The following is a 15,247-nucleotide window of genomic DNA, read 5'->3' as shown; positions in this document are numbered from 1 at the left end:
TGCGCGCCAAAACGAGGAAACACGATGGCCCACGAAACCGCAACGCTCGCCGCCTATGTCGCCAGCCTGAAATACGGGGATATTCCGGCGAAAGTGCTGGATCGGGCAAAAGTGCTGACGCTGGACTTCCTCGGCAGCGCGATCCGGGCCCGCAGCGAAGCGGAATCGACCCCTTCGATCCTGAAGATGCTGGAGGCGCTGGCGCTCGACACCAAGGGCGGCTCCACCGTGTTCGGCGACAGCAAGACCTGGACGCCGGCGGTCGCGGCGCTGCTCAACGGCGCACTCGGCCATTCCCTCGACTTCGACGACACCCACGCCGATTCCTCGCTGCATCCGAGCGCGCCGGTGGTTCCGGCCGCCTTCGCCATCGGCGAGATGGTCGGCGCCTCCGGGCGCGACGTGCTGACCGCGATCGTTGCGGGCTATGAAGTCTGCTGCCGGCTCGGCAACGCGCTCGACCCGACCTCGCATTATGCGCGCGGCTTTCACCCCACCGCCACCGCCGGCACCTATGGCGCAGCAGCGGCCGCCGGCAAGCTGTTCGGCCTCTCCGAGCAACAGCTCATCGCCGCTTTCGGCGTCGCCGGCAGCCAGGCCGCGGGCTCGCTGCAATTTCTGGTCAATGGCGCCTGGAACAAGCGCTATCAGGTCGGCGCCGCCGCGATGAACGGCGTGATTGCCGCGACGCTGGCGCGCAACGATTTCGTCGGCGCGACGGAATCGGTCGAGGGCAAGCATGGCCTGCTTGCCGGCTACACCGATGATGCGCATCCCGACAAGGCGGTCGCCGAGCTCGGCAAGACCTATGAGACGATGAAGATCGGCGTAAAACCTTATCCGAGCTGCCGCTACACCCATGCTGCGATCGACGCGCTGATCGCGATGCGGCGCGAGCACAATCTGACGCCCGATCAGGTCAAGCGCGTGGAGATCGGCCTGCACCGCAACGGCATCACGCTGACCGGCGACGCCGCGACCAAGCGCCATCCCACCTCGATCGTCGGCGGCCAATTCTCGATGTTCTTCACCGGCGCGCTCGCGCTCGACCAGGGCTCGTTTGGCTGGGACGACTACACTCGCCTTGGCGATGCCGCCATCGACGCGCTCGCCGACAAGTTCGACGTGGTGCAGGACGACCGGCTCGAAATCGGCCGCACTCACCCCTTTGGCGCGCGCGTGAGTATCACGACGGACGACGGCGTGCATGAGCGGCTCTACGCCGATCCCTCGGGAGAGCCGACCTCCTTCCCCGACGCGCAGGCGATGCAGCAGAAGTTTTTGACCCTGGCACGCCCGGTGCTGAACGCGCGCGCGGAGAAATTCGCGGACGCGATCATGACGCTGGAGCGGTTCGACCGCGTGGCGAAGGCGACGGAGCTGGGGAGGTAGTAGGCCCTCTTCTCTCCTCCAGGGGGAGGATAAGAGGCGCGTAAGAGGGCACCTCAATTCGTCCACGCCGCCTTTCCCTTGTCGCGCATCGTTGCCACTACGTCGCGTACCAGATCGAACACACCGTCCGCTTCCGGCGGTGCGTTCGGCGAGCGGCCGAGCCGGACGATCACGAGTCGTTCCGAGGGAATAATGATCGTGTACTGCCCGATCGTGCCCTTGGCGAAGAAGGCATCGCGCGGCCAGCCGTGTATGGCGCGAAACTTTCCGCCAAAGCTGTCGCCCCGGTTGGTCCAGAAGCCGGCACCGATGCCGACCCAGGCATTCGGCGTGGCCGCCGCGGAATAATTCACCCAACCCTCGGGGAGGATGCGCTTGCCGCCGGCGACGCCGTCGTTGAGATAGAGCTGGCCGAAGCGCGCCCAGTCGCGCGCGGATGCCAGCATCTCGCCGGAGCCCTCGATCGTGCCGGCTCCGTCGAGCTGGAGCGTGACGTTGTTCATGCCGAGCGGCGCAAACAATTCGCGGCGCGCGAAGGCAAGCGCATCCGCGGGCTTGCCGCCGGCGGCGTTGCGGATCAGATGCGCGAGAATGAGGAAGTTGCCGTCATGGTAATTCCACGCCGTGCCCGGTGCAGTCGCAAGCGGCGCGTGCTCGGCAAAGCTGGCCATATCGTCCTCTGCGTATTTCATGGCATTGACCGGCTCGAGCGCGGAGCCGAGCGAGGTCTGCAACGAACTACCGAGCGCAATGCCGGCGGTGTGACGCAGCAACTGATCGACGGTGATGACATGGCGCGGATCATCCGGATTTTGCCAGGCGGCGATTGGCGCGGGCCCGTCGAGCTTCAACTTGCCCTCGCGCACGAGGATGCCCGTCAGCGCTGACATCACCGACTTCGTCATGGAGAAGCCGAGCAGCTGCGTCTCCGGCCCGACACCATCAGCATAGCGCTCGGCAACGATGCGCCCGGCCTTCATGACGACGATCGCGCGGGTGCGGCGATAAGGCGGTTGCGCGGGTTCGGCAAAAGCGCGGTCGAGCGCGGCTGACAGCCCCTCGCTTTGCGGCGGCACGAGTCCCGGACCTGCGATTTCGGGCAGCAAGGCGGGCTGCTTGTCATTCGACGGCAGCGCGACGTCGGCGATCCCCTGGCCGTGCTCGAGCGTGCAGCCGAGCCCCTCGCGATAGACGGCATGGCTGCGGCCGATGCCGAACAGGCTCACGGTGACATCCCTACGCGCGCGATCGACCTGAACATCCATCGCCCAGGTCAACAGACCCGCGCCTGGTATCGCGTCGGTGGTCTCGGCGAGGTCGCGCATGGGATCGAGGCCGGAGACGAACGTCTCCGAGCAGAGCGTGTCGGCGATGAAGCCGGTGGCAACCTTCGGCACGTCGCGGGCCCGCGCCGCGCCGAGGGCGAGGCCGGCAAGGGCGATGGCGGTGGCAGCGAGGATGATCTTGCGGCGGCGGGTCACGGGCTTTCTCCGGCTTCGGGGCGGGTGGCGGAGAAGGAGCCGGATGCGGGCGAAGGTGCTCGCCGGATTTGAAATACGGCCTCGTCGAAACTGACCGGGGCTAGCCGAGTTTGAAATTCTTATGTGATTTCAGTGAGCTAATAGTCTAGACGGCTTTCACCTTTAGCCGCCGATATTCCGTCGGCGTCACACCGGTCACCGCCTTGAAGGCCCGATTGAACGGCCCCAGCGACTGGAAGCCGGCATCCATCGCGATGGTGATGACGGGAACCTCGGCCTGGGTGCGATCGGCGAGCGCGGCCTTGGCCTCCTCGATCCGGTGATTGTTCAGAAACACATTGAAATTGCGATAGCCGAGCCGCTGGTTGATCAGCCGGCGCAGCCGGTATTCCGGAATTTTCAGCCGGCCCGCCAGCACGCCGATGGTGATGTTTTCCTGACGATAGATTCGCTCGTCCGCCATCAGCCGCATCAAGGCGTCGATGAGCTTTTGATCGGCGGCGTCATCGGCCGCAGGCTGAATGAAAACAACTGCCGGTGCGGGCTCCGCAACGGCCGGAAACAGATCCGCCCCGTCAACGCGCATAATGGCATAGACGATCGCCGCGACGGTGCAGGTGAGCCCGCCGGCATTGATGGTTTCGGCGACATCGCCGACGTGGTGCCCGGCGACGGCGATCTGGAGCACCGCGTTCAGCCCGCCATAGAGCGCGGTTGCGCAGACGATGAAGACGCGAACGCTGCGGCGGCGCTCGACCAGGTCAGCCGGCCAGGAGGCGATCGTCTGCCCGATCGCAAGCGCAATGAAGCCGAGCACGATCAGATTGACCACCGTCACGGAGAACCGCACATGGCCGCTGGGTGCAATCCAGACGCAGCCCGCGAAGCTGAAGGCCGCCACCAGCGCCCAGACCGATCCGTGCCACCAGCGGAGGTGAAACTCGTCGTCGAACAGGGAACGTGTGAACAGCCAGAACACCACCATGGTGCCGGTCGACAATGCGATCAGCGGTGCATACCAGAGCTGGATCCGCGACGTGACATCCAACGAATAGCTCACGGCATGCGCGGCCGCGCCCAATGCGAAGGCCGCGCCGAGGCGGGCAGCCAACACATTGCGGAAGTCCTGCAGCAGTGACGCCGCCAGCACCAGCAGCAGCGCGACGCTGGCGGCGCGAAAGGCGAGCTCGGTTGCGGCAAGTGTCATCGGGCGATGCGATCAGTCGCGATTGAAATCAGCCGAACATCGTTCTTTGGGCTCCTTTTTTCAAGGACCATCCTCAGGCCAGGGCTAGCGCGCCCACCGCTGTCATGGTCCGGCTTGACCGGGCGTCCAGTAATCCAAGGCAGTTTTGAATCGATAGGCCTCGGCGTACTGGATCGTCCGCCTTCGCGGACGACGACGGCGGAGTATGTGGCCGGGCTTTGGGGCGACGGCCGCACGAAATCCTGCTACGATTTAGCTCGAAAAAGCCAAAAGGAGTCCACCATGAGCTGGCAACCCTCGAACGATCCCGTGCTTGGAGATCCCATGTCCTGCGACGCGCTCGATCTCGTTATCGTGCCGCGCACCCGCGACCTCGGCGACGGATTCGCGGTGCGGCGCGCGTTGCCGCATGGCAAGCGGCAAATGGTCGGGCCCTTCATCTTCTTCGATCATTTCGGGCCGGTGCAATTTGTCTCGGGCAAGGGCATGGACGTGCGGCCACATCCGCATATCGGGCTCGCCACCGTCACCTATCTCTTTGACGGCTCGATCATGCATCGCGACAGTGAGGGCAACATCCAGGAAATCCAGCCCGGCGCGATGAATTTGATGACGGCCGGCCGCGGCATTGCGCATTCCGAGCGCACGCCGGATGTGCAGCGCGCGTCGGGGCAGAAGATGCTGGGCCTGCAAAGCTGGATCGCGCTGCCGGCGGGCTCCGAAGAGATCGCGCCGTCGTTCCAGCATTATGGGGCCGGCGATCTGCCGATGATTTCCGAGCGCGACTTCACCGCGAAGGTGATCGCGGGCTCAGCCTTCGGCACCACCTCGCCTGTTACGATGGTATCGCCCTGGTTCTACACCGAGGTCACGGCGGTCGCGGGCGCGATCGTACCGCTCGACCCCGATCACGAAGAGCGCGCGATCTACGTGGTCGACGGCGAGATCGAGATCGCGAACGAGCGCTATGAGGGGCCGCGACTGCTGATCTTCCGGCCCGGCGACCGCATCACGGTGAAGGCGCTCAAGGCCACGCGGATGATGTTTCTCGGCGGAGATGCGCTGGAGGGCCCGCGCCACATCTGGTGGAATTTCGTCTCCTCCAGCAAGGAGCGGATCGAGCAGGCCAAGCAGGACTGGAAAACCGGCCGCTTCGCGGGGGTTCCTCAGGAACATGAGTTCATTCCGCTGCCGGAATAGGCTAATCCGGTTTCCGGTCGCGCTATCAAGCGCGGCCGGATTTCCTGTCGCAAGGCCTTGCTTCGAAAGTTCTGCCGATGCCCCCCATGCTCTCCAGCGACTTGCCCCTCCCCAAGATCGGACGCGGCAAGGTGCGCGATATCTACGCCATCGACGACGATCGCCTGCTGCTCGTCACCACCGACCGCATCAGCGCCTTCGACGTCGTGATGGATGAGACCATCCCGATGAAGGGCGCGGTGCTGACGCAAGTGAGCGCGTTCTGGTTCAACGAGCTCGAAGGCGTGGTGCCGCATCACATGATCAGCGCCGACACCGACGAGATCATTGCAGCCATTCCGGCGTTGAAGCCGCATCGCGCCGAGATTCTCGGCCGCGCGATGCTCTGCCGCCGCACCACCGTGTTTCCGATCGAATGCGTGATCCGCGGCTATCTCTCGGGATCGGCCTGGAAGGAATATGCCGGCTCCGGCACGCTGGCCGGCGAGAAGCTGAAAGCAGGCCTGGTCGAGAGCGAAAAGCTGGAGCCAGCGATCTTCAGCCCCGCGACCAAGGCCGAGACCGGCCACGACGAGAATATCACCATCGCGAAGATGCGTGAGGTCGTGGGCGACGAGACGGCCTACACGCTCGAGAGCATGACGCGCGCGATCTACACGCTCGGCGAGGAGCTCGCCCGCGAGCAGGGCATCATCATCGCCGACACCAAGTTCGAGTTCGGCCGCGACAAGGACGGCCGCATCATCCTGATCGACGAAGTCATGACGCCGGACTCCTCGCGCTTTTGGGCGGTCGACGCCTACAAGCCCGGCCAGCCGCAGGCGAGCTTCGACAAGCAGCCGCTGCGCGACTATCTCGACATCGAACGCCGCGCCGGCCGCTGGAACGGCGACGCCCCGCCGCCGCCACTGCCGGCGAGCGTGGTGGAGGCGACCAGCAAGCGGTATCTGGAAGCGTATCGGCGGGTGACGGGGACGGAGCTGAAGATTTAGCGCAGGCGTTATCGTCGTCCTGGACCAGCGAACGAAGTGAGCGCCGATCCAGGACCCGGACGACACCGAATTTGCGGAGATAATTTGCGGAGATTGAGCAAACAACCTCGCCGCGAAACTGTCCGGTACTTCATACTTTCAAGAATCCTGTTGCGCTAAGCCTGTAGTCGTCTACGTCTCAGACGAGATTTTTTCAGGGGCGAGCGCCACGGCGTGACCGATCCAGCAATTACCCTCCGTCCGGCTCCGCGATTAGAACCGGCCCTCAAGCGCGCGCTGAATGATATATTGGGCGGGAGCGCCGCCAGCGTCCTGACCGTCACGTTCGGCCTGTCCTACGCGCTGCTGATCTTCGCGGGGCCGTTGTCGCCCTATCTGTCCTACGGCATCACGGCGACTTTCGTCAGCTCCGCGGTGCTTGCGGCCGTCATCGGGCTCGGCAGCTCCCTGCCCTTCGCGATTGCAGCTCCTGACAGCTCGACCGCCGCGGTGACGGGTATCCTGGCCGCCTCGGTGGTCGAGCGCATCGAGACGGCGAACCTGTCGGAGCCGCTGCTCTCGGCGGTCCTGATCACCCTCGGCCTGTCGACGATGCTGACAGGATTGGTGCTGTGTGGACTGGGCCTGACCCGGCTTGGCCGCGCCATCCGCTACGTGCCTTATCCGGTGGGTCGGCGGCTTTCTCGGCGCTACCGGCCTTCTCATCGTCATGGGTGCGGTCCGGGTGATCACCGACCACCCGCTGCAATTCGCGACACTGTCGCACTTCGCCGACCGCACCATCTTGCTGGAGCTCGGTGCCGCCTGCGCGATGGCGCTGGTGCTGTATCTCACCTGGCACCGCTCGCGCAGCCCGTTCGGCTTGCCGATCATTCTGGTCGGCGGCGTGCTCACCGCGCATCTGGCGTTCTGGATCACCGGCGTTTCCGTCGATGACGCCCGCACGTTGGGTTGGACCTTTCAGCCTCCGCCGCAAGCGGTCTTCATGCTGCCCTGGCATATCGACGATCTCGCCCGCTATCCCTGGTTTGCCATACCGGACCTGCTTGGCAATGTCGTCGCCGTCATCTTCGTCACGGCCTCGAGCACGCTGTTCAACACCACCGGCATCGAGGTGGCCACGCATCGCGAAGCCAATCTGGAGTGTGAGCTGAACGTCACCGGCGCCGCCAATATCCTGACCAGCATGCTGGGCGGCTATCCCGGCTGCAGCTCGACCAGCCGCTCAATGCTTAACTTCAGCAGCGGCGGCCGCGGGCGCCTGTCAGGCCTCACCGTCGCGGCGCTGTCGCTGCTGATGCTCGCTGTGGCGCCCGAGCTGCTTGGCTTCATCCCCAAATTCGTGCTCGGCGGCCTGTTGCTCTATCTCGGCGCGGACCAGCTGCACAAATGGATCATCGAGTCGCGCAAGCGGCTTTCAAAGCTCGAATATCTGTCGCTGATCGCCATCATCGCGATCATCGTGGCCTGGGGTTTCGTGCCGGGCATCCTGATCGGTGTTATCATCGGCTGCGCGACGTTTGCGTTCAGCGCCGCGCGGGTCGAGTCGATCAAATACAGTTTCGACGGCTCGGAGTATCGCTCCTCGCTCGACCGCTCGAGCGACGACCAGGAGGTGCTGCTGGCCCATGGCGGCAAGATCCGGGGCCTCAATCTCCAGAGCTATCTGTTCTTCGGCTCCGCCAACCGGCTCTACCAGCACGTCAAGCAGCTGCTTCAGGAACGCCCCGAATGCCGCTATCTGCTGTTTGACTTCAAGCTCGTCACCGGCGTCGATTCATCGGCCGCCTATAGCTTTGCCCAGATCAAGCGCAGCGCTGGCGAACTCGGCGTCGAGCTGATCCTGGTGCATCTGTCGGCTGCGGCCGAGAAGGTGCTGCGCTCCAGCGACTTCGTCGGCGAGGGCGTCACCATCATCCCCGAGCTCGATCACGCGCTGGAGTGGTGCGAGAACGAGCTCATCTCGCAGCATCAGGAGCTGGCGCAGGAAGAAGCCAGCCTGCGCGACTGGTTCACGCGAATGCTCGGCAGCGAGGACAGCGCCGACGAGCTGATCCGCCGTTGCCAGCGCATTGAGGTCGAAGCCGGCGAGGTCATCGTGCAGGCTGGCGCCCCCGCCGATTCCATGCATTTCATCCTCGACGGCCGCGTCGGCATCATGATTCCGGCCGAGGACGATCGCACCACGCGCGTGCGCAGCCTCGGTCGTTACACCACGATCGGGGAGATGGGGCTGGTGTCACAGACACCGCGCAGCGCCACCATCCAGGCCGAGGTCGACAGCGTGCTCTACGTGCTGAATACGCACCAGTTCGACGCGATCAAAGACGAGGACCCCGCGCTCAGCCACAAGCTGCTGACCTATTTCGTGTCGGTCATGGCCGAGCGGCTGACGTTCGCGAACCGGACGATCGCGGTGCTGAGGCGTTGATTGGCCTGCAGCTTCGTCATTGCGAGGAGCTCTGGCGACGAAGCAATCCAGACTGTCTCCGTGGAAAGATTCTGGATTGCTTCGCTTCGCTCGCAATGACGTGGAGGGATAACGGCGGCCTTACACCCCCGCCATCATCACGTATTTGATCTCGACATATTCTTCCATGCCGTGATGCGAGCCTTCGCGCCCCAAGCCGCTTTCCTTGACGCCGCCGAAGGGTGCGACTTCGGTGGTGATCAGACCGGTGTTGACGCCAACCATGCCCGACTCCAGCGCTTCGGCGACGCGCCAGACGCGGCCGAGATCGCGGGAGTAGAAGTACGAAGCCAAGCCAAACGGCGAGGCGTTGCACATCGCAATCACATCGGCCTCTTCCTTGAAGCGGATCACCGGCGCGAGCGGGCCGAAAGTTTCCTCCTGTGCCACCAGCGAGTCCGGCTTGACGTCGGAGAGCACCGTCGGCTCGAAGAACGAGCGTCCGAGCTCGCTGCGCTTCCCGCCGGTGACGATTTTGGCGCCGCGCTTCACGGCGTCGGCGATGTGGCGCTCGACCTTGTCGACCGCTTTCAAATTGATCAGCGGGCCCTGCGTAACGCCGCTCTCGGTACCATCACCGATCTTCATCGCCGCGACCTTCTTCGACAGCTTCTGCACGAACTCGTCGTAGATCTTGTCCTGGGCGTAGAGGCGGTTGGCGCAGACGCAGGTCTGGCCCATGTTGCGGTATTTCGAGACGATCGCGCCTTCGACAGCCGCATCGATATCGGCGTCGTCGAACACCACGAACGGGGCGTTGCCGCCGAGCTCGAGGCCGAGCCGCTTCACGCCGACGGAGGCCTGCTGGTACAGAATCTTGCCGACCGCGGTCGATCCGGTGAAGCCGACGAAGCGCACGGCCGGATGCTCGCACAGCACCTTGCCGATCGGCGCTGCATCGCCGGTGACGATGTTGAACACGCCCTTGGGCACGCCGGCTTTCTCGGCGAGCACGGCAAGCGCCAACGCCGACAGCGGCGTTTCATTGGCGGGCTTCAGCACCACGGTGCAGCCGGCCGCAAGCGCCGGCGAAACCTTGCGCGTGATCATCGAGTTCGGGAAATTCCACGGCGTGATCGCGCCGCAGACGCCGATCGGCTGCTTGATCGCGAGCAACCGCGCATCCGGCCGCTGTGTCGGAATGGTCTCGCCATAGACGCGGCGGGCTTCCTCGGCGAAGAACTCGACATAAGCGCCGCCGATGTCGACCTCGCCGAGGGCTTCACTGAGCGGCTTGCCCTGCTCGGAGGTGAGGATCAGCGCGAGGTCCTCGCGATTGGCGATAATCAGCTCGAACCATTTGCGCAAAATATTGGAGCGTTGCTTGGCGGTGTGCTTGGCCCAGGCCGGAAACGCGCGCTCCGCGGCTTCGACCGCCTTGGTGGCATCATCCGCCGAAAGCTGCGGAACCTTTGCGAGCTCGACGCCGGTCGCGGGGTTGTTGACGGCGAAGACCGGCGAGCCGACCCAGGCGCCGTCGATGTAGCAGGCCTCCTTCAGCAGCGACGGGTCCTTCAACCGGTCGCGCAGATTGGACGCGGCGTGCTGAGCGCGTGCGGCGGCGGTCGGGGTCATGGCGTTACTCCCAGGGGCTTTTTCAGGTTCGCCCGCAATATAGGGACAGGCGGCGCGCAATGCACCGTCCCGCAACGCACATCTGCTGGGAGCTGGGCTCGGAGCAGGGGGATTTACGCCGCGCCGCTCATATAGGTCTCGCGCCGTCCGATCATGCGTTCGGCGGCGGCCCTGGCGTCGGCCTTCGAGGAAGTCGCGCACGTCCGGTATTCGAGAGCGGGGGCGTCGGAGGTATCGCGGCGGCCGAACCAGGATTTCGAGCCGACCGGCAGCAGCGCAAGCGCCTGCGCCAGATTGTCGACCGCGCCGAACGAATAGAGCGCACCGGTGCCCGCGGTGCGGACTTCGTAAATGCCGGGTGCGATCGGCGCTTCGAGATTGTCGCCCCGTCCGGGACGGGGATAGCGCTTCCATTCGCTCCAGGTCGAAATCATCTGAGGTCCCCTCGCGGCCGGTGGACGGCCGCCAAATTTGCATCAAATCTTAACGTGGTCCGCAGATCGGGCCGAGAGTTGAACGCCGCAACGCACAAAATGGTTCAAGTGCTTCAAACGCTCAAAACATTTTGCCCGTGCGCATCCACGGTCACGGCTGGTTGCGGCGATCCACCGCAGATTGTGACGGAAGTGTTGCAGTTCAGCCGCCTTGTCGTCCTGCGAGCACCCTGTCGTCCTGCGCGGAACGTGGACCGTCAAGTCACGACATCGCGACCGGCGCAGATCCATGGATGTGCTTGCCGCGCGGAGCACGCGGGAGGACAATCGATCGCTTCCAACAATAATCAAACCGGAGGAAATGCGGATGCAAAGCAAAGCCCAGATCGACGAGATTCTGCGCCAGAAGAGCGAGGCCAAGGAGATTCCCGGCGTCGTCGCCATCGCCGCCAGCGGTACCGACGTGCTTTATCAGGGCGCGTTCGGCAAACGCGATCTCTCCAAGCCGGATGCGATGACCGCCGACAGCGTGTTCTGGATCGCATCGATGACGAAGGCGGTGACATCAGCGGGCGCGATGCAACTGGTCGAGCAAGGCAAGCTGTCGCTGGACGCGCCGATCGGCGAGGTGCTGCCCGATCTCGCCAAGCCGCAGGTGCTCGAAGGTTTCGATGCCAAGGGCGAAGCCAAGCTGCGGCCGGCCAAGGGGCCGATCACGCTGCGCCAGCTCATGACCCACACCGCCGGCTTCTGCTACAACATGTGGAACGGCGATCTCGCGGTCTATCTGGACAAGACCGGCATCCCAGCCATCACCAGCTGCCAGAACGCTGCGTTGAAGACGCCGATCATGACCGATCCCGGCACGCGCTGGGAATACGGCACCAACATCGATTTCGTCGGCAAGGCGGTGGAAGCCGTCAGCGGCAAGCGGCTCGATGCTTATCTGCGCGACAATCTGTTCGCACCGCTCGGCATGAGCGATACCGCCTTCAAGATCACCGACGACATGCGCAAGCGCCTGGTCGGGATGCATGCGCGCGGCGAGGACGGCCAGCTCGCCGCGATCCCATTCGAGCTCGAGCAGGAGCCGGAATTCCACATGGGTGGCGGCGGCCTCTATTCGACCGCGGCCGACTACATCAAGTTCACCCAGATGATCTTGAACAAGGGCCGCGGCAACGGCAATCAGGTGCTGAAAGCCGAGACTATCGCGACGATGGGGCAGAACCACATCGGCGATCTCGCCATGGGCAAGATGACCACGGCGGCGCCGATGTACACCAACGACGTCGATCTCTATCCGGAGCAGGTGAAGAAGTGGGGCCTCAGCTTCATGATCAACACCGACAAGACCGCTGAGGGGCGCAGCGCGGGCAGCCTCGCCTGGGCGGGCCTCGCCAACACCTATTACTGGATCGACCCGGCGCGCGACGTCACCGGCGTGATCCTGATGCAGTTGCTGCCATTTGCCGACGGAAAATGCCTGGAGGCTTTTGCTGGCTTCGAGCGCGGCGTCTATGCCGGGCTCGATGCCGGCAGTGGGCAGAAGGCGGCGTAAGACCCCGCCTTAGCTCTCACGACGCGTCATGGCCGGGCTTGTTGTCCCGGCCATCCACGCACCTGGCTGGAGGACACTATTTTGATTTTGGCAGACAAAGCCGACAGTTACGTTTGCGGCATCTCCGACACGCCGCTGCTCGGCGACACCATCGGGCGCAGCCTCGATCAGGCAGTGCAGCGCTGGAGCGATCGCGAGGCGCTGGTCTCGCCCAGTCACGGCGTGAGATGGACATGGAAGGAGTTTGCCGCGCGGGTCGACGCGCTCGCCGCCGGTTTTCTCGCGCTTGGCCTCGAGCGCGGCGCACGGATCGGTATCTGGTCGCTGAACCGGCCGGAATGGACGCTGACGCAGTTCGCCGCCGCCAAGGCCGGTCTCATCCTGGTGACGATCAATCCGGCCTACCGGCTGAGCGAGCTGGAATTCGCGCTTCACAAGGTCGGATGTAGCGCCATCGTCACCGCGACGGCGTTCAAGACCAGCAACTACATGGACATGCTCAACACGCTGTTGCCAGAGCTTGCGAGCGCCAAGCCCGGGCAATTGCAGGCGGCGCGGCTGCCGATCCTGCGCATCGTGATCCAGATCGGCGGCCCCGCCTGCCCGGGCGCGATCCCGTTCGACGAGGTCGCCGGCATGGGCGGGGCCGTGCATCGGGAGCAGCTCGCCGCGCTTGGTGCCTCCCTGCAGTTCGACGATCCCGTCAACATCCAGTTCACCAGCGGCACCACGGGATCGCCCAAGGGTGTGACGCTGACCCATCACAACATTCTCAACAACGGCTATTTCGTCGGCCGCGCCATGCGCCTGACCGAAGCGGACCGCATCTGCATTCCGGTGCCGCTCTATCATTGCTTCGGCATGGTGATGGGCAACCTCGCCTCCGTCACGCTCGGCGCAACGATGGTCTATCCCGGCGAAGGGTTTGATCCGCTCGCGACGCTGCGCACGATCGAGCAGGAAAAATGTACCGCGCTATACGGTGTGCCGACGATGTTCATCACCGAACTCGATCACGGCGAATTCTCAAATTTCAATCTGACATCGCTGCGCACCGGCATCATGGCCGGTGCACCCTGCCCGATCGAGGTGATGAAGCGCGTCAATAGCGAGATGAACATGGGCGAGGTCACAATCGCCTATGGCATGACCGAGACGAGCCCGGTCAGCTTCCAGAGCGCCGTCGACGATCCGCTCGATCGCCGGGTCTCGACGGTCGGGCGAATCCATCCGCATGTCGAGGTCAAGGTCGTCGATCTCGACGGCAAGATCGTCAAGCGCGGCGAACGGGGCGAGCTCTGCACCCGCGGCTACAGCGTGATGCTGGGCTACTGGGAGGAGACGGAGAAGACCGCGGATGTGCTCGACGCCAACGGCTGGATGCACACCGGCGACATCGCCGTCATCGATGACGCCGGCTATTGCAACATCGTGGGCCGCATCAAGGACCTGGTGATCCGCGGCGGCGAGAATCTCTATCCACGCGAGATCGAGGAGTTTCTCTATCGTCATCCCAAGATTCAGGACGTGCAGATCTTTGGCGTTGCGGATGCCCGCTACGGCGAGGAGCTCTGCGCCTGGATCCGCGTCAGGCCCGGCGAGAATTTGACGATGGAAGAGGTGCGCGCTTTCTGCGACGGGCAGATCGCCCACAACAAGATTCCGCGATACGTGGACGAGTTTCCGATGACGGTGACCGGAAAGATCCAGAAATTCCTGATGCGCGACGACGTGGAAAAGCGGCTGGGATTGAAGGCTGCGAGGACTGCGTGATTTCCCTGTCGTCATTGCAAGCGTAGCGAAGCAATCCAGAATCTTTCTTCGGGGACAATCTGGATTGCTTCACTCGCAATGACGGGCAAAGCGTCCGCGCTACGCCGTCAGCCCGCGCTGCCCGGCGAGCTCCTTCAGCGACACCTGCGGCCGCGCGCCGATGTGCTGGATCACTTCGGCGGCCGCGAGCGCGCCGAGCGCGCCGCACTGCTTGTGCGAGAGATCGCGCGAGAGGCCATACAGGAAGCCGGCGGCGAACAGGTCGCCGGCGCCGGTGGTGTCCACGAGTTGCGCGATCGGAGACGCCGGCGCTGCGACGGCCTCGGTTGGCGTCACCACCACGCAGCCTTTGTCGCTGCGCGTGACCACGCCAAGCTTGACGTCGTTGCGCAATTGCTTGAGCGCGGTGTCGAAGTCGGACGTTTCGTAGAGCGAGTGCAGCTCAGACTCGTTGGCAAAGACGATGTCGGCGGTGCCGTTGCGCATCAGGCCCAGAAATTCGTCGCGATAGCGACTGACGCAGAAGGAGTCCGACAGCGTGAGCGCGACCTTGCGGCCGGCCTCGTGCGCAATCTTGGCCGCCTTGACGAAGGCCTCCTTGGCCCCCGGCGGATCCCAGAGATAGCCCTCGAGATAGACGATGCCGGCGCTGGCGATCTCGGCCGGGTCGATGTCGGCCGGCGACAAATCCTGCGCCGCGCCGAGATAGGTGTTCATGGTGCGCTCGCCGTCGCCCGTGACCAGGATGTAGGAGCAGCCGGTGGCGGGACCGTCCTTCGCGGCGGGCGTGTTGAAGGCGACGCCGGCAGCGCGGATGTCGTGGACGTAGAGCTTACCGATCTGGTCGTCCTTGACCTTGCCGACATAGGCCGCGCGCGCCCCCAGACTGCCGATGCCGACGATGGTGTTGGCGGCCGAGCCGCCCGAAACTTCCGTCGCCGGGCCCATGTCGTTGTAGATGGCGGCGGCCCGCGCCTCGTCGATCAGGGACATGCTGCCCTTGGTCATGCCGTGCTTGCCTAAAAAGGCTTCATCGGTCTTGACCAGCACGTCGAACAGCGCGTTGCCGATGCCGAGAACGTCATATTTCACGTCAGCCATTCACCTTGATCCTGTTTGGCGGATTGCGATACCTGCGGAAATCCGCTTCCTGTCGGTCTGA

At 64.3% G+C, this 15,247-nt stretch carries 10 protein-coding genes and 1 pseudogene; 6 read left to right on the top strand and 5 right to left on the bottom strand.

Annotated elements, in window-relative coordinates; translation table 11 throughout:
- Positions 1–24: 24 nt before the first annotated feature.
- Positions 25–1,392, top strand: a complete 1,368-nt coding sequence (locus ACVWYI_RS03985) for an MmgE/PrpD family protein (protein ID WP_456661291.1) — start codon at positions 25–27, stop codon at positions 1,390–1,392.
- Between the two features lie 53 nt (positions 1,393–1,445).
- On the opposite strand, the gene ACVWYI_RS03980 is transcribed toward ACVWYI_RS03985, so the two are convergent.
- Together ACVWYI_RS03980 and ACVWYI_RS03975 are read right to left on the bottom strand one after the other, a co-directional pair.
- Positions 1,446–2,873, bottom strand: a complete 1,428-nt coding sequence (locus ACVWYI_RS03980; RefSeq protein WP_456661290.1) for a serine hydrolase domain-containing protein — start codon at positions 2,871–2,873, stop codon at positions 1,446–1,448.
- Positions 2,874–3,018: 145 nt separating this feature from the next.
- A complete protein-coding gene (locus tag ACVWYI_RS03975; RefSeq protein WP_456661289.1) occupies positions 3,019–4,080 on the bottom strand; it encodes a helix-turn-helix domain-containing protein in 1,062 nt (353 codons plus the stop codon).
- 282 nt (positions 4,081–4,362) lie between these two features.
- On the opposite strand from ACVWYI_RS03975, the gene ACVWYI_RS03970 reads away from it, so the two are divergent.
- The 3 genes and pseudogenes from ACVWYI_RS03970 to ACVWYI_RS03960 all read left to right on the top strand — a co-directional run bounded on the left by ACVWYI_RS03970 (position 4,363) and on the right by ACVWYI_RS03960 (position 8,703).
- Positions 4,363–5,280, top strand: coding sequence for a pirin family protein (locus tag ACVWYI_RS03970; RefSeq protein ID WP_354105980.1), 918 nt, complete (start codon positions 4,363–4,365; stop codon positions 5,278–5,280).
- A gap of 77 nt (positions 5,281–5,357) precedes the next feature.
- Positions 5,358–6,272 carry a phosphoribosylaminoimidazolesuccinocarboxamide synthase gene (locus tag ACVWYI_RS03965; RefSeq protein WP_456661288.1) on the top strand — a complete coding sequence of 305 codons (915 nt, stop codon included), beginning with the start codon at positions 5,358–5,360 and terminating at the stop codon, positions 6,270–6,272.
- 213 nt (positions 6,273–6,485) lie between these two features.
- Positions 6,486–8,703 (top strand): annotated as a pseudogene (locus ACVWYI_RS03960) (SulP family inorganic anion transporter).
- Between the two features lie 120 nt (positions 8,704–8,823).
- Here the strand turns inward: ACVWYI_RS03960 and ACVWYI_RS03955 are convergent.
- Together ACVWYI_RS03955 and ACVWYI_RS03950 are read right to left on the bottom strand one after the other, a co-directional pair.
- Positions 8,824–10,317, bottom strand: coding sequence for an NAD-dependent succinate-semialdehyde dehydrogenase (locus ACVWYI_RS03955; protein WP_247444577.1), 1,494 nt, complete (start codon positions 10,315–10,317; stop codon positions 8,824–8,826).
- A gap of 113 nt (positions 10,318–10,430) precedes the next feature.
- On the bottom strand, positions 10,431–10,751 hold the full coding sequence (locus ACVWYI_RS03950) for a hypothetical protein (RefSeq protein ID WP_247351513.1): 321 nt from the start codon (positions 10,749–10,751) through the stop codon (positions 10,431–10,433).
- A 367-nt stretch (positions 10,752–11,118) separates the two neighbouring features.
- On the opposite strand from ACVWYI_RS03950, the gene ACVWYI_RS03945 reads away from it, so the two are divergent.
- Both ACVWYI_RS03945 and ACVWYI_RS03940 read left to right on the top strand, forming a co-directional pair.
- Positions 11,119–12,312 carry a serine hydrolase domain-containing protein gene (locus ACVWYI_RS03945; protein ID WP_247444576.1) on the top strand — a complete coding sequence of 398 codons (1,194 nt, stop codon included), beginning with the start codon at positions 11,119–11,121 and terminating at the stop codon, positions 12,310–12,312.
- 87 nt (positions 12,313–12,399) lie between these two features.
- Positions 12,400–14,085: an AMP-binding protein gene (locus ACVWYI_RS03940; protein WP_456661287.1), complete on the top strand. Its 1,686-nt coding sequence runs from the start codon at positions 12,400–12,402 to the stop codon at positions 14,083–14,085.
- 99 nt (positions 14,086–14,184) lie between these two features.
- Here ACVWYI_RS03940 and ACVWYI_RS03935 read toward each other — a convergent pair whose 3' ends face one another.
- Positions 14,185–15,186, bottom strand: a complete 1,002-nt coding sequence (locus tag ACVWYI_RS03935) for an adenosine kinase (protein WP_247352882.1) — start codon at positions 15,184–15,186, stop codon at positions 14,185–14,187.
- Between the last annotated feature and the right edge of the window lie 61 nt (positions 15,187–15,247).

It is taken from the genome of Bradyrhizobium sp. LB13.1 (assembly GCF_054056815.1).
This window is presented reverse-complemented; position numbering and strand designations above follow the sequence as displayed.